This is a genomic window from Phormidium sp. FACHB-592, assembly GCF_014695795.1.
GTDB lineage: Bacteria > Cyanobacteriota > Cyanobacteriia > Leptolyngbyales > Leptolyngbyaceae > Stenomitos.
This window is the reverse complement of the sequence record NZ_JACJOZ010000067.1, coordinates 1-24,708: the sequence shown is the minus strand read 5'-3', so window position 1 is coordinate 24,708 and position 24,708 is coordinate 1. Positions and strand designations below refer to the sequence as shown.

Below are 24,708 nucleotides of genomic sequence, written 5' to 3'. Positions count from 1 at the left end.
TGGCTGAAGGCTATGCCCACTTCATCTTGCTGCCCAAAAACCAAACGTGGCTCTCTTCTTTCCGGATACTGCTCCACCGTTTAGGAACAATAGAGTGGTAGATGCACCCTGATAATAGCCCCTGGCTCTTGTAGTCGGGGCTTTTTCTTTGGAGCCGCGAATCGCACGTTGCTCTATGGAAGAATCGTGCGTGTGAGCGAGATGTAACAGATTGCAACGTATAATGAGAGCAATCAACCTTGAAGAAGTTTAAAGAAGCCACATGCGAGTTGCGATCGCTGGAGCAGGTCTGGCAGGTCTTTCCTGTGCCAAATACCTGATCGATGCGGGACATACCCCCATTGTTTTGGAGAGTCGAGATGTTTTGGGTGGGCTAGTAGCTGCCTGGAAAGACGAAGACGGCGACTGGTACGAAACAGGGCTCCACGCCTTTTTTGGGGCATACCCCAACATGCTGCAACTAATGGCAGAACTGGGCATTGAAGACCGGCTCCAATGGAAGCAGCACGCGCTCCTCTTTAATCAACCAGACAAGCCTGGAGTGCTGTCTCGTTTTGATGTGCCTGATATTCCTGCCCCCTTTAACGTCATTGTTTCGATCCTTCGCAACAACGACATGCTGACGTGGGAGCAGAAGATCCGGTTCGCTATTGGGCTGACTCCTGCGATCGTGCGCGGTCAAAAGTATGTCGAAGACATGGATCAGTACAGCTTTTCGGAGTGGCTGCAACGGCAAGGCATTGGCGAAAAGGTGAGTAGCGATGTTTTTATTGCGGCATGCAAGGCGCTCACGTTTATTAACCCCGACGACGTTTCATCCACTATTTTGCTTACGGCGCTGAATCGCTTTCTGCAAGAACGCTACGGCTCTAAGATTGCCTTTTTGGATGGTTCACCGACCGAGCGCCTGTGTCAGCCGATCGTCGATTACATTACTGCTGGTGGTGGTGAAGTACATCTGCAAAAGCCGTTAAAGGAAATTCAGCTTCATGATGATGGTACGGTGCGTGGGTTTCTGATCCGTGGCTTGAATGGTGCGCCCGATACAGTGATCACGGCCGATGCTTACGTCTCGGCGATGTCTGTAGATGTAATGAAGGTACTTACCCCTGCGCCCTGGAAGTCGATGGCATTTTTCCAAAAGCTGGAGGGCTTAGAAGGTGTACCCGTGATTAACCTGCACCTCTGGTTCGATCGCAAGCTGACCGATGTGGACCAGCTTCTCTTCTCGCGATCGGACTTGTTGAGCGTTTATGCCGATATGAGCGTCACCTGCAAAGAGTATGCTGACCCCGATCGCTCCATGCTAGAGCTAGTGCTGGCACCTGCTAAAGATTGGATCGACAAATCAGATGATGAAATTATTGCCGCAACCATGACGGATCTAGAGCGGCTCTTTCCGCAGCATTTTGGGACGGAGAACCCTGCCAAACTACGAAAATTCAAAGTAGTCAAGACACCGCGATCGGTCTACACGGCAACACCAGGAAGGCAAGCATACCGTCCTGATCAGGTAACACCTATCGCAAATTTCTTTCTTTCAGGCAGTTACACAATGCAACGCTATCTTGGCAGTATGGAGGGTGCCGTACTTTCTGGTAAGCTGACAGCGCAGGCACTTGTGAACAGCCAATCGTTGACTGGTGATTCCATAGCCAGCAAAAATAATCAGCCCCAACCAGTTGCAAACGTGTGAACATTCGCTGTTTAATGCTCACACGTTTCGTTAAAGCTGGTTTCTCCACTAAGCAGACAGCTTGATGGTTCATTAAACTGTCTGCTTGGGGCTTAGGGCAATGGCTGCGTCTTTTAGAGCAATCTAAACAGCACGTTATCTGCCTTCCCTGCGATCGATTCGCTCCCTGCCTGAACCTGCTCACCTGCTATGTTCGCCAAGCGTTCTCAAGGAAATGCTGAAATTGCCTGATTATTCTTGCGTGAGGACTCTGGTTTCTCTGGACGATGCCTACGAGCTGTGTCGTCAGATCACGGCAAAGTACTCGAAAACCTTCTATCTGGGCACGATGCTGATGCCAGAGGCGAAGCGTCGAGCAATCTGGGCAATTTACGTCTGGTGCCGTCGTACCGATGAACTGGTAGATGGTCCGCGTGCGAGTCTAACCACGTCTGAAACGTTGGATGAGTGGGAAAAGCAATTAGAGGCAGTGTTTGACGGTCATCCTGTGGAAGACCCAGACGTAGCGTTAGTAGACACACTAGAGCGCTTTCCAATCGACATCCAACCGTTTCGCGACATGATTGCGGGTCAGCGGATGGACTTGCATCGATCGCGCTACGAAACGTTTGAGCAGCTTGAGCTTTATTGCTACCGCGTTGCAGGTACAGTGGGTTTAATGACGACCCCGGTGATGGGTATTGATACTGTGCCACGCACCACTCCCTGGGATCTCTATGGCACGGTTCAAGATGACCCAACGTCTGAAGCCGTTGCTCTTGGTATTGCCAATCAACTGACCAACATTCTGCGTGATGTGGGCGAAGATGCTAGCCGTGGCAGAATTTATATCCCTCTGGATGAACTAGCACTATTTGGCTATACCGAGGAAGACTTATTCAATGGTGTAGTGGATGAACGCTGGCGCGAACTGATGCGGTTTCAGATTCAGCGTGCCCGTAAGTTTTTTGTCTCTGCCGAACGTGGTATCCGCTCACTCAGTCGGGATGCTCGCTTCCCCGTTTGGGCTGCACTCATGCTTTATAGCGGCATTCTGGACGAAATTGAACGTAATAATTACGACGTGTTCCGCTATCGGGCGTATGTGCCGGGCTTCCGTAAGTTGACGTGCCTACCGATCGCTCGGCTCAGAGCAGCCGTCCTCTAGATTTTGTTAGGGTTAGGTCATGAGTGATCTAGGGAAAGCAAACTTAAAACTCATCACTTAAAACTCCAACTTTTTGGCACGTCTCATGTCCCTCTCCTTACAAACATCATCGCCACAAACAGCATTGCCATTATTAGGCAAGTCTCTGGCTGAGTTAACCGAATGGGTGCAGCAGCAGGGGCAGCGACCCTATCGGGGCAAGCAGTTACATGAATGGCTGTATCAGAAAGGGGTGCGATCGCTCACCGATATCTCTGTTTTCCCTAAGCAGTGGCGATCGGAGCTAGAAGGCGTTGACATTGGGCGATCGACCCTCCATCACCGTTCTGCTGCCCCCGATGGCACCGTCAAATTTCTGTTGCGTCTCTCAGATGGTCAAATCATTGAAACGGTAGGGATTCCCACCTTCAACTGGGATCAGGAGGAGCCAGAAGGCAGAAGGCAGGAGGCAGAGGAAGCAGAATCAACTCAACCCTCAACCCTCGAAACTCAAAACTCCCTCACCCGTCTCACTGTTTGTGTTTCCTCCCAGGTTGGCTGTCCGATGGCATGCGACTTCTGCGCTACAGGCAAGGGCGGCTTTGTTCGCAATCTGACAACGGCAGAGATTGTGGATCAAGTGCTGACGGTGCAGGCAGATTTTCAGCAACGGGTGAGTAATGTCGTCTTTATGGGCATGGGCGAACCGCTGTTAAATACCGATAATGTGGTTGCCGCATTGCGCTGCCTGAACCAGGATGTGGGCATTGGGCAGCGCACCATGACGGTTTCGACTGTGGGCATTCCCGGTCGCATTCGCAAGCTTGCTGCAAGCCAGCTACGTGCCACCCTTGCCGTCAGCCTCCATGCGTCTAATCAACCGCTGCGCGAAAAACTGATTCCCAGTGCCAAGCAATATCCGCTAGAAGCGTTGCTCGATGAATGTCGTGAGTACGTCCAGCTAACCGGGCGGCGCGTTACGTTTGAGTACATCCTGCTGGCTGGTTTGAATGACTGCCCAGAACATGCGATCGAGCTAGCGAAGCATTTGCGCGGTTTCCAGAGCCACGTCAACTTGATTCCCTACAATCCGATTTCTGAAGTTGACTACCAGCGACCTAGCCCCCAGCGCATTCAAACCTTCGTTAATGCTCTCAAAGCCAAGCACATTGTAGTCAGTGTCCGGCAATCTCGTGGTCTAGCCGCAGATGCAGCCTGTGGGCAACTGCGTGCCTCTGCAACCAAAGGAGCCGCTTCTGCTTAAAGAGCAGCGTTGTTGCCTGTCTTAATGCTGAAGCGATCGTGCTGAATGTTCTCTCCACGATCGCGCTCACGCTTGGGGGCTGTTAACAATTAGAGTATTGAGAGCAGCATTCAGGCGAATCGATGACCAGCTACCAGTTTCCTGACAGCTTCCTCTGGGGGGCTGCTACCGCGTCTTATCAGATTGAAGGTGCCGCGACAGAGGATGGACGCAAGCCGAGCGTATGGGATACCTTTAGTGCCAAGTCGGGACGAACGCTGAATGGGGATACAGGTGCCGTTGCCTGCGATCACTATCACCGTTACGAAAGCGATGTGAAGCTCATGGCAGCACTGGGCATCAAGCATTATCGCTTTAGCATTGCCTGGACGCGGATTATACCTGATGGACGAGGAGACGTGAATGAGGCAGGCGTTGACTTCTACAGCCGTCTAGTGGATTGCTTGCGTGAGCATGGCATTACCCCTCACGCCACGCTGTTTCATTGGGATAGCCCCCAGGCGCTAGAAAAACGCTATGGCTCGTGGCGCAGTCGGGAGATGGCGCAGGATTATGCAGATTATGTGACCGCAGTAGTGAGTCGGTTGGGCGATCGCATCACCAACTGGATGACTATCAATGAAATTTCGTGTTTTACCCATCTGGGCTATGCGGTCAATGCCGACCCGCCCCACGCTCCTGGTACGCGAGTCAAACGCCGTAAAGACATCTGGCAAACCTGCCATCATGCCATTCTGGCGCATGGGTTGGGTTGTCAGGCAATTCGAGCAGCATCGCCTGTGCCATGCTCCGTTGCCCTAGTGGATAATCCAGCCGTCACGGTGCCGATCGCCGAGTCGCCAGAACACATCGCTGCGGCACAAAAAGCCTTTCCGACCTGTTGGGCAAATGGCGGCATTCTGTATCCCGTGTTGACAGGTGCTTACAGTCCAGTGCTACTAGAACAACTGGGATGGGATGCGCCAGAGATTAAGGCAGGTGATTTAGAAACCATCCACCAGCCCCTTGATGCTCTGGGTCTAAACATCTACACGGGTACGTATGTGAAAGCAGCCGACAATCCTAGTGGCTACGAATGTCTTGATTTTCGTGACAGCTATCCTCGCCTCAATATGCCCTGGCTCTGGATGCTACCAGAAGCACTGTACTGGGGCATGCGGCACATCAGTGACACGTTAGAAAAGCCCACTTTGCCGCTGTTTATTACCGAAAATGGCTGCGCTGCTCAAGATACGGTGAACGCGCAGGGCGAAGTTGTTGATCTAGAGCGGATTGCGTATCTGCGGCAGTATCTCAAAGCAGCGCATCGTGCTGTCGCAGAAGGCTATCCTCTACACGGCTATTTTGTTTGGAGTTTGCTAGACAACTTTGAATGGGCATGGGGCTACGATCGCCGCTTCGGCATTACCTATGTCGACTATCCCACCCAAAAGCGCATCCCTAAAGCGAGCTTTCACTGGTATGCGGAGTGTATACAGCAGGGAAGGGTAGTTTGAGGGGAGGCAGGGGAAGCAGAGGGGGCAGGGGAGGATATGGAAATAGGGACACGATCGACTCAAATCTAGCAAGCGTCAAGCTTGCGGCATCCAGAGAACGCGAAGTGTGTCTAATGGACTTAGGGGCATAAGGCACTACTCAAATCGCACCCTGCTCCCCCTTCTTCCCCTGCTCCTCTCTTTTGCCTTTTGCCTTCTTCACGCACTCATCTCCAACATTCGCTGAATCGGCTTCAGTGCTGCTTGTTGCGTTGCTTCGGGTAGCGTAATTTCAGGGGTCTGGTGCTTCATGCAAAGGTAGAGTTTCTCCAGCGTGTTCAGACGCATATGGGGACATTCGTTGCAAGCGCAGTTGTTGATGGGGGGAGCCGGAATGAACCGCTTGTGGGGCGCAACCTTTTCCATTTGGTGAATAATGCCGGGTTCGGTGGCAACGATGAAGCTTTGGCTGGTGCTTTGCTGAATGTAGTTGAGCAAAGCAGTGGTCGAACCAATGTAGCTAGCGTGGCGTAGAACGGCGGGTTCACATTCGGGGTGGGCGATCGCTTCTGCTTCGGGATGCTGGATTTGCAACTGCACCATCTTTTTCTCAGAAAAGGTTTCGTGTACCATGCAACTCCCCTGCCACAGCACCATCTCTCGTCCCGTTTGCTCCATGACGTATTTGCCGAGATTACGATCGGGTGCAAAGATAATTGGCTGATCAACTGGAATCTGATTCACAAGCTTCACCGCATTGGCGCTGGTGCAAATAATGTCACTCATTGCCTTGATGTCGGCAGTGCAATTTATGTAAGAAATTACCAAATGGTCAGGATATTTTGCTTTAAAGGCAGCAAAGGCGTCGGGTAGGCAACTATCTGCCAAAGAACAGCCCGCCTCCAAATCTGGCAGCAGCACCAGCTTGTTTGGGTTGAGAATCTTCGCGGTTTCTGCCATGAAATGGACGCCAGCAAAGACAATCACATCCGCATCCGTCTGAGCCGCCTGCTGCGATAAACCTAGCGAATCGCCCAGATAGTCGGCAATATCCTGAATATCATTATCTTGGTAGTAGTGCGCCAGGATGACGGCATTGAGTTCACGCTTCAGATCAGCGATCGCTCCAAACAAATCACTTGGCAATTCAGTCTTAGGAGGAAGAAGGGTACTTGTAAACACAATGATGTCGATCCAAGTAGAAGCTCAACTTCCCAATTATAGTTTTATTCACCAAAATCTGCAAACAGCTTCCGTGATTTTTCACCAAAATAGATGGTGGAGGGGCAGAGGGAGCAGGAAAGGCGGAGCAAGCGAGGGACGCAAAGGAGCGCAGGGGAAGCAACAGAGACGCGGAGACACGCTCAACTCAAAACTCTAACCCTACTCCCTACTCCCTACTCCCCACTCCCCTCACCAATGCTGCCAGCTTCCGTCGCATCACAATTCCTGGTTTATCCGTTGCCATATGCTGTTCGGCGCTAAGGCTTAAAGGTACGTCGTAATCGGTTCCTTCTAGAATCATGCGGTCTTCCAGCGTAACAGCACGATCGAAGGCTACGACACTTTCAGCGGTGACAGCCTCCTCCGTATCATTTCGCAGGCAGAACTGGACGATTTGCGAAGAGCGATCGTCGATCGGTGTAGCAGCAGTAAAAATTAGATGAATCAAACCATTCGGATAGGTAATCTTGAGTGTGCGGATGAACGGCATAAACCATGTGCCTTCGCTAATTCGCACGGTTTTGCCTGCCTCCATCTGCAAATTTTGCTTCTGTAGGTCACTGTTGAACACAGGCAGCACATAACGCATACGGAAGCCAAACTCAGTTTCTGTGAACGAATCGGGTTGGGGTGGTACGGGTTCTTGCTCCACGCCAAACGTCTTTGCATGAACAAAGTGGGGATGGGCATTATCAAAGGAGTTTTCCATCAGGCGCAGTCCGGCACAATGCCACGTCTCATAGAATTCGGGAATTTGACGAAACTGCGGATCTGTTGCTTCAGGAATGTTAGGAATAGCCATTAGCGGCTCCTCTAGACAAACCCAAACATAGCCGTAGCGCTCTTGACAACGAAAGGCATCCACCCGATAGGTTTTTGGGATAGCGCCATTGCTAAGCTGCGGTACGTTCGTGCAGGTACCCTCTGCATCAAACGACCAACCATGATAAGGACAGCGAATTGCATTATTAACCACTACGCCTTGTGATAGCCGTGCAGAACGATGGCAGCAACGATCGCGTACCGCTGCAGGCTTGCCAGCTCCATTCAGCCATAGTGCCAGGGGTTCTCCTAAGAGTTGGAAGGATTGTGGTGTCACTGCCAGATCTGCTATGGGCATGACTGGATACCAGAACCGCTTCAGTACGGGTTGTTGGGTAACAAGCATAGAGAGACAAAGGTGCGATCGCTGGCGTATGTGTGATTGAAAAGCTAAAGGCTGTGAAAGCGTTTTGGTTAAATACTGATAATCAAGACGAACGCAAATGTAAAACTCAACAGTGACAAAATTGTGGCGCGAGGGCAGGGCGATCGCTGTAGCCTCAAACACCCTCTGCAAGCGATTCCACGTTCACTGTAAGGCAATTAGGATTAAGAACAAGCTCATCCTTTTGGTTAATCAAGCTCACCTCTATGGGTAGAGCTTGTTCGTTTGAAAAAGAAACTAGGTTGGATACAGCTAATAAATGTGAACAAAAAATGGGTGCTAGACAACTACTAGACTTTATGTTTGCTAAGTCTTTAGGTAGATTTTGTTCACGTTAGAAGCACTTTTTCAAGATGAGTTCAACAAAAGAAAATGTCAAACTTTAATCCTAATCCCGTCGATCCTGATCCTAATCGCGTTAGAACTAGCCGTGATGTTGCTCTAGATAACCAGCTTATCCGCGAGCAAAATATTGAGATGAAGGAACAAAACCGTGCCATTCGTGAAAATGATAGTGCTGCTACAGGTTTAATGCTGGGCATCTTGCTTTTTGGTCTGACAGCACTGGGTTTTGGTGCGTACTTCATGACCCAGCGCCCTACAGCAACACCGACTCGCACGATCATTCAGCGCGAACGTACAACTGTCACGCCAGCCCAGCCTTCGCCTGTCAAACCACCTGATGTCAATATCACAGTGCCTAACCCTGCACCGCCTAATGTGAATATTGCTGTTCCCGAACGTGCTGCCCCAGCTGCCCCCGCTCCTGCTGCTCCAGCCCCAGCCCCAGCTGCCCCCGCTCCTGCTGCCCCCGCGCCCGTTGCCCCCGAGGCGAGCACGCCCCCAACAACAGAAGCTCCCTCTGACACGGCACCGCAGCCTTCTCCGGCAAACCCATAATTTTGCAATTCACAATTTTGTACGGTTGCTACAGTTAGCTACTTTAAAAGCACAATAACGACTTAGTTGATTCTGTGACCATCCTGTTTGACGGGGTGGTCATTTTTTATGCGGCTAGAGAGATGAGGACGGTATGATCATCATGACTACTTTTCCTTGCCGATCGCTCTATGAGATGGCTAACAAAGCAGCCGCTTTTATTTTGCATATCGCTGTCAAGCAGTCTTTGTTTTGTAGGCAGCGCTGAGATGTCAATCGCAATCACACCTGCAATCCGACCATTGCAGCAAGAGCAGCCGCCGAGCGTGCAAAACATTCGGCTAGCAGCACCCGCCTTAGGTCAACCTGTAGCCAGCCCCCCGCGATCGCACCGTGCTCCCTCGCAATCCTCACGTTCGTCGATCGCCCCTTTTCCTACCTTTAACAGCCAGCAACTTGACCAGCAGCTACAGCGCTATCTTCGCTTTGTCGCCCAGTCTGGGTCACCCGATATCCTCATTGTTGGCAGTTCGCGAGCCTTGCAGGGCATTGACCCAATCGTGCTTCAGCAAACGCTTGCCCAGCGAGGTTATCCCAAGCTAAAAATTTTCAACTTTGGGGTGAATGGAGCCACCGCGCAGTTGGTTGATCTGATCGTACGTAAACTGCTCGCACCCGACCAATTACCGCGCTTGCTGCTCTGGGCAGACGGTGTACGAGCTTTTAACAGTGGTCGTGCTGATATCACCTACAACCGGGCGATCGCCTCCCCTGGTTACCAACTGCTTGCGGCTGGCATTCGTCCCGTCCTAATGCCTCCATTGCTTCAGAGGGAGCCGCTCTGCATTGCCCTGCCATTGCAACGTTCGACCCGTGACGCGCTTAGTCCACCCAAGTCTTTCAATGTTGTGCCGTCTTTCGCTCCAGCGTACCAACAACACCTGTGGTGTTGGGAACCGTTAAGAGCGCTCAGTCAGCCTGAAGCTCTCGTTAAGCCAGAGCAACGGATAGTCGATGTTCAAGAGACGACTGGCTTTCAGCCGCTATCAAATCAGTTCAAACCTGATGAGTATTTTCAACGCTATCCTAAAGTCCAAGGTGCATACGATGGCGACTATCGAGACTTCACGCTCAATGGTAAGCAGACGCAGGCACTTAACAACGTTGTCATGTTTGCCAAAGCTCGCCAGATCTCGATCGTTTTTGTTAATCTGCCCCTGACGCAAATTTATTTAGACGAGACGCGTACTGCGAACGAACAGCAGTTTCGTACTTATTTGCAGCAATTTGCTCGATCGCAATCGTTGACCGTTCACGATCTTAGTCAACGATGGCTGTATCAAAACGCTTATTTCACAGATCCCAGCCACCTGAATCGTCATGGTGCTGCTGCTGTCGCTACCCAACTTGGCAAAAAGCTCACACTTCCCTCGGCTCAACCCTGACGACTCGCTGCCATTCATTAAGCCTCCGTAAAAGCTCTGAGCTATAGGTGTCATTTAAATTAACCTTGCTAGAGAAAAACACTGAAACTTCATACTACTCAGTAGGAGTTATAAAGATTGAGCAAACGTACTCGTAGACACTGGGCAACGCTTGATCAAGTTGCGTATCTTTGTGGAAGGCAAAGAGAAACCTAGTAAAGCCAATTACGAACGTGATGATTACTTCTGACATTCCAACTGCTCTCCGAATCGCTCTCATTAAGCGTGACAAAGAAGCGGGTCAGGCTACCAGCGTTCCTCCTCAGGAATGTGTTCGTACAATTCATCCATCCGTTACCAGCAAAGCCAAGCGTTTAGTTGATATTGTTGGTGCCCTAGTCGGGCTGGCAATCACCGCAATGGTTGCTATTCCAGTGGCGATCGCAGTGCAATGCGATGACCCTGGTCCCATCTTTTACAGTCAAATTCGCTGCGGTTTAAAAGGCAAACCCTTCCGCATCTGGAAGTTCCGCTCGATGGTGATGGACGCAGACAAGCTGAAGCATCTCGTCAACAATGAAGCTAAAGGTGGCATCTTTAAGAATAAGAATGACCCTCGCATCACCCGTATTGGTCGCTTCCTACGCCGCACCAGCCTTGACGAACTGCCGCAATTCTGGAATGTGCTGCTAGGGCACATGAGCTTAGTTGGCACTCGTCCGCCTACAGTCGATGAAGTTATTCGTTACGAGAAACATCATTGGGAGCGTCTTAACGTCAAACCTGGCATCACAGGTGAGTGGCAAGCAAATGGTCGATCAACTGTGATCGATTTTGAAGACATCGTGAAAATGGATGTCGAGTACCAGCGCAAGTGGTCGATCGCTTACGACCTACATTTGATTGCAAAAACTATCCTTGTTGTTCTGGATAAGAAAGGTGCCTGCTAAGAACGAAATAAGCTAGAGCGCGCTGCTGCAACAAGTTATTGGTTTGATGCAACGGCTACGGTTTAACACCATGATCATCTGCTAGGGGTATCTGCTAGGTCTTTCAACTGCCATTGCTCCTGAGAACATGAACGATTAGGACAGTCTCTAAGAGGCTGTCCTCTTTTTTGCGCTGAGTTTAGACTATGGACGTTGTAGGTTAGACGTTATGGCAGTAGTTAGATTCGTTAGGACGACGTGCAGGGTGAAACCTTTGAAGCAACGCCTCCCGCACCCTTTGATCTTAATGTCCTAACCCTTATGGCGATCGCTATAGTCCAAGATGATGTTAATTCAAGATCAAGTTAGTTCAAGATGAACCTGCCAACCTGGATCACAGTTTCTCGTTTGCTGGCAGTGCCATTACTGCTCTACGGTTTACGTACCCCAACGATCGAGGGGCGTTGGTTCATGCTGGTTGTTTTTTTAGTGGCAGCGGGCACTGATTGGTTGGACGGCTATCTGGCTCGCAAGCTCAATCAGGTGACAGAACTGGGCAAATTCCTCGACCCATTAGTAGATAAATTACTGGTATTAGCACCATTGCTAGCCTTAATTGAATTGGGTCAGGTGCCTGCTTGGGGCGTGTTTTTAATTTTGGCACGTGAGTTGACGATCGCTGGTTGGCGCGTCAATCCCAGCCTTCAGGGCAGTACAGCTATTCAGGGCGCAAACCTGTGGGGCAAGTTGAAAACAGTGAGCCAAATTGGTGCGATCGCCCTACTCATTGCACCACTTGACGCAAGTTGGCAGTTGCCTTCACTAAGCGCCTTTTGGGTATCTGTAGCGCTGACCCTAGTTTCTGGCGCAATTTACCTGCTGCCTCAGAAACGCAAGGATGAACAACTTCTAGATCACACCTAAATCGGCAAGATCCAATAGCTACAACAGGCTGAGTTGAAGATCGCCAGGTTCCGGTTGGGGTTTACGACGGGATGCTTTACGGGGTTTGACGTCTACATGAGCCACAAACCAGGTGCGTAGCGCTTGTGCTTGATAAGGGGCGATCGCATCTAGATCGAGCGGCGGCGGGAAGAGACTGTGATCCGAAGTCGTCGCCCAACTTACTTCAGTATCAAAGCGTTCTGCTCCAAAGGGCAGGAGACTGGCTGGCAAGCGCGATAGGTGTGGTACTACGTTTTCCAGCCCCAAAAATTGTTGACGCTGTTGCTCTAGCTGTTGGACTCGTTGCTTTCGAGCCTGCTTGTAATCGAGGATGGGAGTAGGATAGCCCTTCATTGGCAGTGGTGAACCAAGACTTGCAGACGGCAGGTGCTTCAATTCTGGTAGCCAGCGCTTGATGAAAATGCCGTCCGGATCACAGCGATCGACCGCCACTTGCCCAGGGTTATAAATGCGCGTCCAGGTTTTATCAACGCAATGCGTAACACCCGATTGCATCGCCCACTGATAATGGTCGATCGGGCAATCGCCATCGATCAGGTGACGCATGAAGTGCAGAGCGCCGTAACGCCAGTCCATTCCCAGCAGATTGCTCAAAAAGCTGGAGTAAAGAGCACGGATGCGAAAGTTGAGTTCTTTCCAGCCGCCAGTTGCCTGGAGACACCGCGCTGCTGCATCGACGATCGGAAAGCCCGTCTCGCCCTGCTGCCACGCGCGGTAAAGCGTTTCGTCAAACGCCCAGCCATCGTCATCAAAAATGTTGTAGAGCGATCGCAACTCTAACTGCGGTAGGTAGCGAAACCGTTGGGCAAAGCCATTGCCCCAACGCAACCGGGCGATCAACTGCTTACGGCTCCGCTGCACCCGTATGTCAGGCGAAGCTTTGAGCTGCTGCGCCATCTGGTAACATTCCCGCACAGAAATCGCACCAAATTTGAGGTGTGGACTCAAACCTGTGGTCGCTTCGGCGCTGGGATAGGAAAGCTGCCAGTAGTAGCGATCTGCCTTCTCATGCAGAAATTCCTGCAAGAAGTTTCGTGCTGCCTGAGTGCCAGCAGGCGGAATTTGCTTGGCATCGGGCAAATGTCCTACGTCGGTAAGCGTCGGTAGGGGTTCGCTAATGACATTGGTTGGCACATGAATGTGACCAGGTGTGGGCACCATAGCTGCGTTCATGTCGGCATACCACAAGTCCCGATAGTCAGGGTAGGGAATAAGCTCATCAGTTGTAGCAAGCGGCTCAAACCAGCGAATTTTGAGGTTTTCTTGCGCTAAAGCGTTGTTCAAGCGGGCATCTCGCACCCGCCCATAGATTCGCTCAAAATCAACGTGAGCATAGATACCGTCTGCCTGGGTTTCGCGAATGAGTTGCGGTAGTACGTCTACTGGATCACCCGATCGCACAATCAAGCGCCCACCGCGATCGCGCAAATCTTGATCTAGCGACCGCAAGCACTCCAGCATAAACGCAACCCGCGCTGAACCTGTTTCGGGATGATGTAGTAGGGCACGATCAAACACAAACACGGGAATGACCTCACCCCGCAACGCCGCGCGATACAGTGGCGCATGATCCGCGATGCGTAAATCCCGACGAAACCAGACGATCGTGCGGTTCATAGCTCAAGCTTGCACTAAGGGCACCCTCTCAGCTTAACAAGCCTTAAAGTTCTTAGCAGTTAGATCCAGCGCTTAGAACGCAGCGAACGGTTAAATGCGTAGACCAGGGAAGTTAGAAAGTTCCCTCTACCATACGTCGCCTAGCAGAAAGCTCAAGGATGATATGTCGCCGCACTCAACTGCAAATGATGGGTCGTATGCTCCCAGTGCGGATGAGTTCTGAAACCTAATGACTGATAGAACTGAGCGGCTGCTAGAGTATCAGTTCGCAGCGTCAATAGGTGATAGTGCTGCTTGGCTCCGTGAATAATCTGATGGACAAGCGAATCGACCAACTCCCTGCTTTCGCCAGCCTGACTCAACATAACAAATGCCGCAATCGCCCAATGTAAGGGTCATTTAAATGGGGCTCTCGATTCAATCCGCTAATACCTATGACCGCACCTTGTACGGATGCTTTCAGTAAGATTTCATCTGGCTGATCAAAGCAATTCAAGCCACTACGGTATTCTCGAATCAATCGTTCAAAAAACTGAAGCTCTTGAGACAAGCTTTCCTCAACGAGATGATCGATTAATCCCAATTCAATCTTTGAAAGGCGAGTAATCTCGATCACTTGCATGGCTCTTAAGATGCCTTGAAAGACCGCTCACCCCTTCGTCTGTTGCAGCAGTTTTTTCACAGCAGCCAGCAAATCGGGTGGATGGTAGGGTTTTGTGACGTAGGCGTCTGCGCCTTGCTTCATGCCCCAGTACACATCAAATTCTTCACTCTTACTGGTGCACATGATTACAGGAATATGCTTCGTTTTAGGATCATTTTTGATCCAGCGGCAGAGTTCATAGCCGTTTTTGCGCGGCATGACAATATCAGTCACTACTACGTCAGGAGTTTTTGCTGTAATCTTTTCAACAGCTTCTGCACCATCCACTGCCTCAATAACACTGAAGCCGCTTTTGCGAAATTGCTCTGAGACCATTTCCCGCACAGTGGGGCTATCGTCTACGATCAGAACTATAGTCATAACTCCATAACGGCTCAGTGATTAAGGGGCGTGATTGCGATAGTTTAGCGTGTTTGTAGAGCGAATAGTTTCCAGTTTCCAAGCGCTGTCTGCCTTACGGAAAACGGCACTGGTGCTGTAATCGGTTCGCTCTAATGTGGTCAAGGCGCGCTCTTGCCTGCGACCTTCTTCGTACTGGTTTAGTGCCATTCCTGGTCATTCATAGAATCTTAGTGAGATTAAATTGTTTTAAGCGGAAAGCTCACCATATAAGTGAACGAAAGGCTCACTACTTAGGTAAAACTGCTTAGTACAATCAGGGAATGAGCTTTTTGACGCGCTGCTGATAAGCACCATACTCAGGGTATTTTTGCCTCAGCCAGGTTTCTTCGAGGGTCGCTTTAGCGTTAAAGAAAACGAAGATGACGATCGCGCCAGCCAGATGACTGAGGCTTCTTTGATAGAGTGCCCAACTAAGCGCTGCGACAATCAAGCCGCTGTAGAGTGGATGCCGCACCAGACTATAAACGCCCGATTGCACAAGTTGGGCATCATCACGTGGATGTGGTAAAGGCGTAAGACTGCGACCCAGGTCAAGCAACCCTTTAGCCATCAGTACCAGAGCCAAAAAGCCTAGCACTCCTGCCGCAGTCCATAACCCGTAAAGCGTTGATGGCGCTAACATCACTGCGGGAAGGGGATAGACTGGCAGCGCCATAAAGCTAACAATGATGGCTGCTTGTGCAAAGACCCAATATTCGCCCCGTTGTCCCTGCCAGCTATTGACGCTAAAGCCCCAGTCGGTAAGGAGTTTCATAGTGCTAGTGCGATTTCATTTCCAGGCTTGCGTCGCGCGATCGAGCGTCTCAATTTCTTGCTCAGTTAAGCTCCAGCCCAGTGCACCAGCATTTTGCCGCGCTTGTTCTGCATTCTTTGCACCCGGAATAGGAATTACACCTTGAGCAATTAGCCAGTTAAGGGCAACCTGGGCGGGAGTCCGTTGATGCACTGCGCCAATGTCCTGAAGTAACCGAATGACAGGGGCGATCTTCTCTAGACCACTTTGATTGAAGCGGGGATCAATACGACGGGCACCCTGGAGCGGTTGAGCCTGGTGCGATCGTGCCGACTCAGCCGTATATTTCCCCGTTAGCAAACCCTGTGCCAGTGGGCTGTACGCCAGGATGGTGATGCCTAGTTCGCGGGCAGTGTCAAAAATACCGTTGCTTTCAATCTGGCGAGTGAGTAACGAATAGCGCACCTGATTGACTGCCAGCGGTACGCCTCTTGCTGCCAGAAATTTGTGTGCCTGTCGCATTTGCTCTGCTGAGTAGTTGCTTACTCCCACTGTGGCGATTCTGCCTTGCTGTACTTCGTCTGCCAGGGCATTCATGAGGGCGCGCTTGCCGAGGAGAAAGTCAAACGGTTGATGCACTTGATAGAGAGCGACCTGCGACACTTGTAACCGCTCTAGGCTAGCCGTTAACGCCTCAGAAACCGATCGAGCCGTGAAGCGCCAGGGCACCGGGAAGAATTTTGTGGCAATCTGCGCGGGTTTATCAGTCTGCCGCATGAATTGTCCGATGAGCCGCTCGGATTCGCCAAAACCATAAATTTCAGCCGTGTCAAAAAAGTTAATGCCTGCCTCAAGCGTGGCATCGAAGGCTTCATGCACCTGAGCAGCACCGTAGTCGCTGCCGTAGCTCCAGAAGAGTTTGTCGCCCCATGCCCAGGTGCCAATACCAAGGGCTGTGACGGCAGGACCATCTTTGCCAAGTGTTACCGTTTGCACGCGATCGCTCCCTGTTTTTGGGTATATCTGGTCTTTAGTGTATCGCTTGGGTGAGGAGTGAGGGTGGCAGAAGGAAAGGGGAGGAGTGAAGGCTGAGGGATGAAGGCTAAGGGGTGAGAGATGAAATTTAGAGTAAGGGTGATACGTTTGAGCCTAATCTGGAGATAGATGTTGGCTATCGTTTGAAGGTATTTGAGGAATCGGTCATGTCAACGAGCAACGTGTCTGACTCGCAGGCTTATCCATCGCCTTCGGAGGCTCCAATCTCCAAAATCAGTTTGCTGACAATGTTTCGGCTGGGACTCTACCAGATGGGACTGGGGATGATGTCTGTGCTGTTTTTGGGCGTGTTGAATCGGGCAATGATTGGCAATCTTGCGATTCCAGCCACGATCGCAGCAGGGGCGATCGCAGCGCACCAGTTTGTAGCACCCGCGCGGGTTTGGTTTGGGCAGATGTCAGATGGAAGACCGATCGCAGGCTACCATCGCACAGGCTATGTGTGGTTTGGGACAACGCTGTTTGCGATCGCGTCCTTTCTGGCGGTGCAGGTGATGTGGCGCTTGGGTGCAGCCGTACAAGCGGCAGGTGGCTGGGCTTGGAATCCCGAGACATACCTTTGGACTGCCTTACTTGCAGCCGTCTTTGCGCTATATGGCATGGCACTGAGTGCAGGCTCAACACCTTTTGCCGCGCTACTCGTTGATGTTTCGGATGAGACAAATCGTCCTAAGCTAATTGGCGTTGTCTGGTCAATGCTGATGGTGGGCATTGTCGTGGGCGCGATTCTCATTAGTATCTTGCTGAAGCGCTTGACTCTGAACACGCCGCTAGATATTTTGCAAGCGGCAATCAATCGTGTGTTTGTAATTGTGCCGGCGATCGTCATTGGATTGGCAGTGCTGGCAACAGCGGGTGTGGAGAAGAAATATTCGCTGTATGGGCTGCGATCGTCCTTAGCTGATCGGGAAGACAAAATCACATTAGGTAGAGCGCTCCGAGTCCTAACTGCTAGTCGCCAAACGGGCATTTTCTTCACTTTTCTGCTGGTGATGACTATTAGCCTGTTCATGCAAGATGCCGTGCTAGAGCCTTACGGTGCCAAGGTCTTTGGTATGGAATTTTCTAAAACCACGTTGCTAAATGCCTTCTGGGGAACAGGAACACTTATTGGCATCAGCAGTGCTGGCTTCTTAGTCGTGCCGCATCTAGGCAAGCAGCAAACCGCTAAAGTGGGCTGTCTGCTAGTCGCAGCGTGCTTTGTCTTACTCATCGCCGCTGGATTCACTGCTAATCAGACGGCACTCAAAGCAGTTGTCTTCGTGTTTGGTCTCGCATCTGGCATTACCACTACAGGTGCCCTCAGCCTCATGCTAGATCTCACTGCTGCGGAAACCGCCGGAACGTTTATCGGAGCCTGGGGTTTGGCGCAAGCGATGGCACGGGCACTATCTACAGTTGCAGGTGGTACGGTTCTAGATATCGGTAACAAGCTCTTTGCAGTGCCCGTGTTGTCTTATGGGCTGGTGTTTGCGGTACAAGCTGTAGGCATGATCGTAGCAGTGGGGCTGCTCAGTCGGGTGAATGTGGCAGAGTTTCAGTCGAATGCAAAAGCGGCGATCGCTACCGTTATGGGCAACGAACTTGACTGAGGGCAGTTGTTCGTTTTTAGCCATTGGTTGTTAGATAGAAAGCAGCGAACAACTAATGACCAACAACCAAAGACTTTTCTATGGCTGACTTCTGGACTCAGGTGCTCAACTTTGCCAAAACCACAACTGCAAACGTCGGTAAGCAACTGCTGCAAGACTTTGGGCAGGCGCTGGCAGCAGAAAAGGCGGATGGAAGTTTGGTCACACAGTCCGATCGCTGGGCAGATGAGGTCTTGAGAGCGGCGATCGTCCAAGCCTTTCCCGATCATGGCGTTCTCAGCGAAGAAGTCGAACATATCTTTCCGGCAAACGACTGGTGCTGGATTATTGATCCCATCGATGGCACCACCAACTTTGCAAGAGGGTTGCCGCTTTGGGGCATTTCACTAGGACTGCTCTACAAAGGTACGCCTGTCTTCGGCTACGTCCATCTACCGCCATTGGGACAATCCTTCTACGGCTATTGGCATGGTGACTCTCAGTTAGAGGGTGATCTCGAGATGCCAACGGGCGCTTTTTTGAACGATCGCCCCATCCACTCCAGCACCGATACGCTCACCTCGAATCATTTCTTCAACCTCTGCACTCGCAGCACTGGTTTGCTTAAAAATCCCTTTCCCTGCAAAATTCGGATGCTGGGAGTTGCAACCTATAACCTGCTTACTGTCGCTGCCGGAGCCACAATGGGCGGCGTCGAAGCAACCCCAAAAATCTGGGACATTGCTGCAGTCTGGGCGATTGTCCAGGCAGCGGGCGGTATCTGGACACCGTTAGACCCCAAACCGATCTTTCCGCTTCAAGTGGGTCAGGATTATAGCGATCGGGCTTACCCCACATTGGTTGTCAGCCAAGCCGCTTTGGTGCCTACCTTTTTACCCCTTGTGCCGACTGTAGAGCGTTAGGCAAAAGGCAAAAGGCTGAAGGATAAAAGATCTAGGAAGGACAAAAAGATTCGCCCTAACCCTTAGCCCTTAGCCTTGCATCCCCCATGCTTCCGTCTTCCCGTAGAATGCTAACGGGGAGAGCAATTGTAGGGATAAGAGATACAAGGATGAGGGGTGAAATTTAGCCTTCTGCCTTCTGCCCTCTGCCTTCCCCAAAATCCCCTCGCTAGTTTGGAGAATTGCTATGGATCTGACCCGTATACCTGCCCAGCCCAAGCCTGGTTTGCTAAACGTCCTGATCGAGATTCCTGCCGGGAGTAAGAATAAATATGAGTTCGATAAGGACTTGAATGCGTTCGCGTTAGACCGTGTGCTCTACTCCTCGGTGCAATACCCATACGATTATGGCTTTGTACCCAACACTCTGGCTGATGATGGCGATCCCCTGGATGGCATTGTGCTGATGGATCAACCGACTTTTCCTGGTTGCATCATTCCTGCACGCCCTATTGGAATGCTAGAAATGATTGATGGCGGCGATCGTGACGAGAAAATTTTGTGTGTTCCTGACAAAGACCCCCGCTATGCTCAGGTTAAACGGCTAGCTGATATTGCCCCTCACCGCCTGGATGAAATTGCCGAATTTTTTAGGAGTTACAAAAATCTAGAGAAAAAGGTGACAGAAATTTTGGGCTGGAAGGATGTTGATCATGTTTTACCATTGGTCGAACAGTGCATTAAAGCGGGTGCTGGCAAAGGCTAAACCAGCTCGTGATCATGGATGGCTTACTTTAAGTAGAGCCACGCTGAAGCATAGCGCAGTGCATATAAGCTAACCCCATGTGCAAAGCCTCACCTCGCCTTCGACACCTTGCTTCCTGAGGTGAGAGAATAGGGGTGAGGTTTTAGTCTTTTTGAATGCCGCGCCTTATTCCTAAGCCTGCCAAAAATATTTATACTCAGGAAATATTGAAGATTGTCCTGATTGGTTCGCAGAAAGCCAGTTTTAGGAAATTACGGACAAGGCAATCGCTCAACTGGTATTAAGGGTGCGATCGCTAGCAGTTTGGTGTTTTTCTAGTTTTATGTTTTTAGAGTTCTCTAAAAGTTATGGTTCTCTAAAGTCGAGCAAGCAAAGGAAGGGGGGATTTGTTCCTCAAGTCCTCTTTTAATGCCCGTTAAATGCCCATTTTTAGAGGTTCTAACAGCGTTAGGATGACGTTGCCTCAGAAGAAGGAGCTAAAATGCTTGTTCCGTTCCGTTAGGGCAAGGGTTGGAATAAGGGCACTGCTGACCACTTATCCTCGGAAACAGCCACACCTCTCGTGTAGCCTTTCAATGTTGCTCTCTACCAACATTAAGGGGCTGGTCGTATGACAAACAGCGCGAACAATATGGGTAGCATAAGAATTAATGCAACATTATTGAACGCAACGGGAACTCTATTCTATAAGGACAAGATAAGAATGAGCGCTACATCGATACGGAGATGGCGTTTGCATCGTTAGCCCGAAACCGCAAAGCCTTGACGCAGTTGCCACGCTCGCTCAACGATTGCCTGCCCTCATTACACCTCCTAACATCGTTGCATCACAGTCTACACCCGAAGTCTGACAGCGTATGGTTTCACGTTTTTTCTTTGAGGTCGCCCTCATTATCCAATCGCAGTTTGCCCGTTCCTAGATTCGTCCGTCTACAGATTCCTTAAAATAAGGCTAATCGGATCAACAATGTCACACCCTGATTCATCTGCATCCCACCCACAAACTCATAGTGAAGCAACAGAAACAATGACTCAGGCTCCCGGTTTTGTGGTCGAGTTTTGGGGTGTTCGAGGCAGTATTCCTGCTCCCGGCAGTGAAACAGTACGCTATGGCGGCAATACGTCCTGTGTCGAAATGCGGGTGGATGGCAAACGGCTGATCTTTGATGGCGGTACGGGACTACGTATGTTGGGCAAGCACTTGCTCAAAGAGATGCCTGTAGAAGCATATATGTTCTTCACGCACTCTCACTGGGATCATATCCAGGGGTTTCCGTTTTTTGTTCCCGCGTTTGTTAAGGGCAACTGCTTTCACATCTATGGAGCGATCGCGCCGAATGGTGCCACGATGAGGCAACGGCTCAGCGACCAGATGCTACACCCCAATTTTCCGGTGCCAATTCAGGTGATGCAGTCTGACCTGAAGTTCTACGATCTGTTCCCTGGCGATGTAATGCAGTTGGGCGACATTACGATCGAAACAGGTCCGCTGAACCATCCCAATACATCAATGGGCTACCGCGTTACATGGCAGGGGCACACGGTTGTCTATGCGACCGATACAGAACATTACCCCGATCGCGTAGATGAAAACCTACTGCACCTGGCTCGCAATGCCGACATCTTAATCTACGATGCCTGCTATACGGATGAAGAGTACCACGACCCTAAAACGCCCAAGATTGGCTGGGGACACTCAACTTGGCAGGAAGCCATCAAGCTAGCAAAAGCAGCAGGCGTGAAAAAAACGGTCATCTTCCACCACGACCCCAACCACAGCGACGACTTTCTGGACGGTGTAGAAGCGCAAGTGCGAGCCGTGTTTCCTAATAGCGTGTTGGCGCAAGAAGGCATGATCTTGCCAGTTGACCTGTAGGAAGGACAGTACTGACAAGGTTCTAGTCTTGCTTAATGACGGGCTGGCTTTCTATCGTCACTTTTACCCTTATGAGCAGCAACGTTTAATTTGTTATTTATTGCTGTAGCTGCATCGCGAACTCGGTTTGAGCATCGTGTTCTGGCATATTCTCCCCTGACTGTCGCTGCACGTATGTCCCATCTGGCTGCAAATCCCAGGCATGACGGTTGTCTGCCAGAAGCGTATCCAGAATGGCGCAGAGTTGTGCTGCCAGTGCAGGCTCTTCGACAGGTGTGATGGCCTCGACGCGGCGATCGAGGTTGCGGGGCATCCAGTCGGCACTACCAATAAAGACTTCTTCCTCACCATTATTGTGGAAGTGGAAGATGCGGGAGTGTTCGAGAAAGCGACCGACAATGCTGATGACACGAATGTTGTCGCTAACGCCTGCAACACCAGGACGCAAGCAACACACACCGCGAATAATTAGGTCAATCTCTACACCTGCCTGAGAGGCAGCATAGAGCGTTGCAATGATTTGTGGATCGACGAGAGCGTTCATCTTGGCGATGATGTGACCAGGCTTGCCGTGGTGACGATATTCGGTTTCCCGCTGAATAAGGGCAAGCATACGATCGCGCAGATTCACTGGAGCAACTAACAGTTTGCGGTAGGACTGCTGCCGCGAGTAGCCCGTCAAGAAATTGAATAGATCGGTTAAATCTGCGCCCAGATCTTCCTTGCAGCTAAATAGTCCTAAATCGGTGTAGAGTTTCGCTGTCTTAGAGTTGTAGTTACCCGTGCCAATGTGAATGTAGCGACGTATTGCCTCTCCTTCCTCACGCACAACTAGCACCACTTTAGTATGCGTCTTTAACCCCACCAAACCGTAGATGACGTTTACGCCTGCTTGCTCCAATCGCTGCGCCCAGTGAATGTTGTTTTCTTCATCGAAGCGAGCTTTGAGTTCGACCAGCGCTGCAACCTGTTTGCCATTTTCCGCCGCGTTGATCAGTGCCTTGACGATCGGCGAATCACCTGAAGTTCGATACAACGTGATCTTAATTGCCAGTACCTTGGGGTCGTGCGCCGCTTGCGTAATGAAGTGCTCAACGGACGCTGTAAACGATTCGTAGGGATGGTGTACGAGCAAATCTTGCTTACGAATGATTGAAAAAATGTCTTCGTTTGCTTCTGCCGATGAGGCAAGATCTGATGTGTCATCGTTAAGGTTACGTAGACGAGACGGCACTGCTGCGCCCCAGGGCTGATCTTTGAGGGCTGGCAGTGGTATTGCCATAAGAGACATCAAATCTTTGAGATTGAGCAGCCCTTCAAGTGCGTAGACATCGCGATCGGTGAGGTCTTTTTCGCGCATCAGCCGATCGCGCACGGCTTGAGACGCAGAGGCTTCAATCTCCAGCCGCACTACTGCTCCGCCCAGTCGTCGCTTCCGTAATTCTTGCTGAATCAGCACCAGCAGATCATGGGTCAGGTCTTCTTCTATCTCCAGATCGGCATCACGGGTGATGCGAAAGAGCGAGTATTCCTGAATGTTCATGCCCGGAAACAGTAGCTCCAGATTGTGAGCAATGATCTGCTCCAGCGGCACACCGACCCAAACGCTGTTGCGATCGACTGGCTCAATGTCTGCGGGAAAGGTGATAAAGCGAGGCAGGCTATTCGGCACTTTCACCCTGGCAAACAGTTCTTTCTGGGTTACAGGGTCTTTGACGAGCACTGCCAGATTGAGGCTAAGGCTGGAAATGTAGGGAAACGGATGGGCTGGATCAACCGCTAGGGGTGTCAGGATGGGAAAAACGCGCTGCTCAAAATAGTGCTGCAAATAGCGTCGCTGCTCCTGGTTCAAATCCATGTAGTTGAGGATGTGAACCCCTTTCTCTGCCAGCAGGGGACGAAGTGTGCGATCGAAAAAGCGATGCTGCTCAGTCACTAATGGACGTAACTGCTGGCTAAGTGCATCAAGCTGCTGCTGCGGCGTTTTGCCATCAGGAGACACTTTATCAACCTGTGCCTCTACTCGCTGCATCAGAATCGCCACCCGCACCATAAAAAACTCATCTAAATTAGTGCTAAAAATCGCCAAAAACTTCAAGCGCTCTAGCAACGGTGTGCGTGGATCAAGCGCTTCATGCAGTACGCGATTATTAAACTCAAGCCAGCTCAACTCGCGGTTGAAGTAATACTGCGGATCGCTCAGGTTGATTTCTGGCGTCGTTTCACTGGTTCGCGTCATGGCTTTCTATATGCTTTCTACTGCGATCGTGGCAGAAATGACTTTGAAAAGAAAGTGTTGCAGGACATACCTAGAGAGAGGGGTGAGGAGTTTTGAGTGTTGAGCTTGCTTCTACCTCCTCCTTACGTTTCGTACAGTTCCAAAGGCAACCCATCGGGGTCTTTGAAGAAGGTAAAGCGTTTGTTGGTCAGTGCGTCGGTACGGATGGCTTCGACTGGGATATTGTTGGCAGTAAGGTGGGCGACGGCAGCCTCCAGATCATCGACTTTAAAGGCGAGATGTCGCAGCCCGCAGGCTTCTGGTTGGTTGGGACGATCGGGCGGGCTAGGAAAGGAAAACAGCTCGATCGCCCCTCCATTACCGACGTCTAAATCCAGCTTGTAGGAATTGCGATCGGCTCTAAACGTTTCCTCAATTATCGGCAAGCCCAAAAGATTGACGTAGAAATGCTTCGAGCGATCGTAGTCAGAGCAAATAATCGCGACGTGATGAATACCGTTGGTGAACATTGGTCATACCAATTTAGAATTTGACAATCGTAGTTAGCAATGGCAAATCACCTCTAGCACTTAGAAAGTGTTTGTAAATGCTGGTTAAGCAGGTTTCAAGTTCCTCGTTCGTCGGTTGTTTGTTAACCGCCTCAGCATCAACCGAATCATGACCACATAAACCATGCCTTCATGATTTTCAGG

The 24,708-nt window shown here is 50.7% G+C and carries 23 protein-coding genes; 12 read left to right on the top strand and 11 right to left on the bottom strand.

Features of this window, described 5'->3' with window-relative positions; genetic code table 11:
• Positions 1-262: 262 nt before the first annotated feature.
• The 4 genes from pds to H6F86_RS17255 all read left to right on the top strand — a co-directional run bounded on the left by pds (position 263) and on the right by H6F86_RS17255 (position 5,582).
• Entirely contained in the window at positions 263-1,696 is a 1,434-nt protein-coding gene (gene pds / locus H6F86_RS17270) for a 15-cis-phytoene desaturase (RefSeq protein WP_190449972.1), read from the top strand.
• A gap of 214 nt (positions 1,697-1,910) precedes the next feature.
• Complete coding sequence (gene crtB / locus H6F86_RS17265) at positions 1,911-2,843, top strand: 15-cis-phytoene synthase CrtB (protein ID WP_190449971.1); 933 nt, start codon at positions 1,911-1,913, stop codon at positions 2,841-2,843.
• An 85-nt stretch (positions 2,844-2,928) separates the two neighbouring features.
• The gene (gene rlmN / locus H6F86_RS17260; protein ID WP_190449970.1) at positions 2,929-4,086 is read left to right on the top strand and encodes a 23S rRNA (adenine(2503)-C(2))-methyltransferase RlmN; all 1,158 of its coding nucleotides are present in this window, start codon (positions 2,929-2,931) and stop codon (positions 4,084-4,086) included.
• 122 nt (positions 4,087-4,208) lie between these two features.
• Positions 4,209-5,582 (top strand): GH1 family beta-glucosidase, encoded by a 1,374-nt coding sequence (locus tag H6F86_RS17255; RefSeq protein ID WP_190449969.1) that lies wholly within the window; start codon positions 4,209-4,211, stop codon positions 5,580-5,582.
• A 198-nt stretch (positions 5,583-5,780) separates the two neighbouring features.
• Here H6F86_RS17255 and nadA read toward each other — a convergent pair whose 3' ends face one another.
• Positions 5,781-6,743, bottom strand: coding sequence for a quinolinate synthase NadA (gene nadA / locus H6F86_RS17250; RefSeq protein ID WP_190449968.1), 963 nt, complete (start codon positions 6,741-6,743; stop codon positions 5,781-5,783).
• Positions 6,744-6,951: 208 nt separating this feature from the next.
• A complete protein-coding gene (locus H6F86_RS17245; RefSeq protein ID WP_347240567.1) occupies positions 6,952-8,115 on the bottom strand; it encodes an aromatic ring-hydroxylating dioxygenase subunit alpha in 1,164 nt (387 codons plus the stop codon).
• 249 nt (positions 8,116-8,364) lie between these two features.
• Here H6F86_RS17245 and H6F86_RS17240 point away from each other — a divergent pair, with 249 nt between their 5' ends.
• The 4 genes from H6F86_RS17240 (at position 8,365) to pgsA (ending at position 12,148) form a co-directional block, all read left to right on the top strand.
• Positions 8,365-8,892 carry a hypothetical protein gene (locus H6F86_RS17240; RefSeq protein WP_190449981.1) on the top strand — a complete coding sequence of 176 codons (528 nt, stop codon included), beginning with the start codon at positions 8,365-8,367 and terminating at the stop codon, positions 8,890-8,892.
• A 248-nt stretch (positions 8,893-9,140) separates the two neighbouring features.
• The gene (locus H6F86_RS17235; protein WP_190449967.1) at positions 9,141-10,316 is read left to right on the top strand and encodes a hypothetical protein; all 1,176 of its coding nucleotides are present in this window, start codon (positions 9,141-9,143) and stop codon (positions 10,314-10,316) included.
• Between the two features lie 215 nt (positions 10,317-10,531).
• Entirely contained in the window at positions 10,532-11,245 is a 714-nt protein-coding gene (locus tag H6F86_RS17230; protein ID WP_190449966.1) for a sugar transferase, read from the top strand.
• A 354-nt stretch (positions 11,246-11,599) separates the two neighbouring features.
• Positions 11,600-12,148, top strand: coding sequence for a CDP-diacylglycerol--glycerol-3-phosphate 3-phosphatidyltransferase (gene pgsA / locus H6F86_RS17225; protein ID WP_190449965.1), 549 nt, complete (start codon positions 11,600-11,602; stop codon positions 12,146-12,148).
• An 18-nt stretch (positions 12,149-12,166) separates the two neighbouring features.
• Here pgsA and H6F86_RS17220 read toward each other — a convergent pair whose 3' ends face one another.
• From H6F86_RS17220 to H6F86_RS17190, 7 genes are all read right to left on the bottom strand, one after another.
• On the bottom strand, positions 12,167-13,807 hold the full coding sequence (locus H6F86_RS17220) for a deoxyribodipyrimidine photo-lyase (RefSeq protein ID WP_190449964.1): 1,641 nt from the start codon (positions 13,805-13,807) through the stop codon (positions 12,167-12,169).
• Positions 13,808-13,959: 152 nt separating this feature from the next.
• Positions 13,960-14,172 (bottom strand): GNAT family N-acetyltransferase, encoded by a 213-nt coding sequence (locus H6F86_RS17215; RefSeq protein WP_190449963.1) that lies wholly within the window; start codon positions 14,170-14,172, stop codon positions 13,960-13,962.
• Positions 14,166-14,429, bottom strand: coding sequence for a hypothetical protein (locus H6F86_RS17210; RefSeq protein WP_190449962.1), 264 nt, complete (start codon positions 14,427-14,429; stop codon positions 14,166-14,168). The genes H6F86_RS17215 and H6F86_RS17210 overlap by 7 nt, the downstream gene beginning before the upstream one ends.
• 27 nt (positions 14,430-14,456) lie before the next feature.
• Complete coding sequence (locus H6F86_RS17205) at positions 14,457-14,831, bottom strand: response regulator (protein ID WP_190449961.1); 375 nt, start codon at positions 14,829-14,831, stop codon at positions 14,457-14,459.
• Between the two features lie 21 nt (positions 14,832-14,852).
• Positions 14,853-15,020: a hypothetical protein gene (locus tag H6F86_RS17200; RefSeq protein ID WP_190449960.1), complete on the bottom strand. Its 168-nt coding sequence runs from the start codon at positions 15,018-15,020 to the stop codon at positions 14,853-14,855.
• 106 nt (positions 15,021-15,126) lie between these two features.
• Positions 15,127-15,627, bottom strand: a complete 501-nt coding sequence (locus H6F86_RS17195) for an isoprenylcysteine carboxylmethyltransferase family protein (RefSeq protein WP_190449959.1) — start codon at positions 15,625-15,627, stop codon at positions 15,127-15,129.
• A 15-nt stretch (positions 15,628-15,642) separates the two neighbouring features.
• Complete coding sequence (locus H6F86_RS17190; protein WP_190449958.1) at positions 15,643-16,602, bottom strand: aldo/keto reductase; 960 nt, start codon at positions 16,600-16,602, stop codon at positions 15,643-15,645.
• A gap of 206 nt (positions 16,603-16,808) precedes the next feature.
• Between H6F86_RS17190 and H6F86_RS17185 the strand changes: the two genes are divergently transcribed.
• From H6F86_RS17185 to H6F86_RS17170, 4 genes are all read left to right on the top strand, one after another.
• The gene (locus tag H6F86_RS17185; RefSeq protein WP_190449957.1) at positions 16,809-18,254 is read left to right on the top strand and encodes a BCD family MFS transporter; all 1,446 of its coding nucleotides are present in this window, start codon (positions 16,809-16,811) and stop codon (positions 18,252-18,254) included.
• An 80-nt stretch (positions 18,255-18,334) separates the two neighbouring features.
• The gene (locus H6F86_RS17180) at positions 18,335-19,156 is read left to right on the top strand and encodes an inositol monophosphatase family protein (protein ID WP_190449956.1); all 822 of its coding nucleotides are present in this window, start codon (positions 18,335-18,337) and stop codon (positions 19,154-19,156) included.
• A gap of 226 nt (positions 19,157-19,382) precedes the next feature.
• Positions 19,383-19,901, top strand: a complete 519-nt coding sequence (locus H6F86_RS17175; protein WP_190449955.1) for an inorganic diphosphatase — start codon at positions 19,383-19,385, stop codon at positions 19,899-19,901.
• Positions 19,902-20,928: 1,027 nt separating this feature from the next.
• Positions 20,929-21,777 carry an MBL fold metallo-hydrolase gene (locus tag H6F86_RS17170; protein ID WP_242033569.1) on the top strand — a complete coding sequence of 283 codons (849 nt, stop codon included), beginning with the start codon at positions 20,929-20,931 and terminating at the stop codon, positions 21,775-21,777.
• 97 nt (positions 21,778-21,874) lie between these two features.
• Here H6F86_RS17170 and ppk1 read toward each other — a convergent pair whose 3' ends face one another.
• Both ppk1 and H6F86_RS17160 read right to left on the bottom strand, forming a co-directional pair.
• Positions 21,875-24,016 (bottom strand): polyphosphate kinase 1, encoded by a 2,142-nt coding sequence (gene ppk1 / locus H6F86_RS17165; protein ID WP_190449953.1) that lies wholly within the window; start codon positions 24,014-24,016, stop codon positions 21,875-21,877.
• Positions 24,017-24,138: 122 nt separating this feature from the next.
• The gene (locus H6F86_RS17160) at positions 24,139-24,525 is read right to left on the bottom strand and encodes a VOC family protein (protein WP_190449952.1); all 387 of its coding nucleotides are present in this window, start codon (positions 24,523-24,525) and stop codon (positions 24,139-24,141) included.
• Between the last annotated feature and the right edge of the window lie 183 nt (positions 24,526-24,708).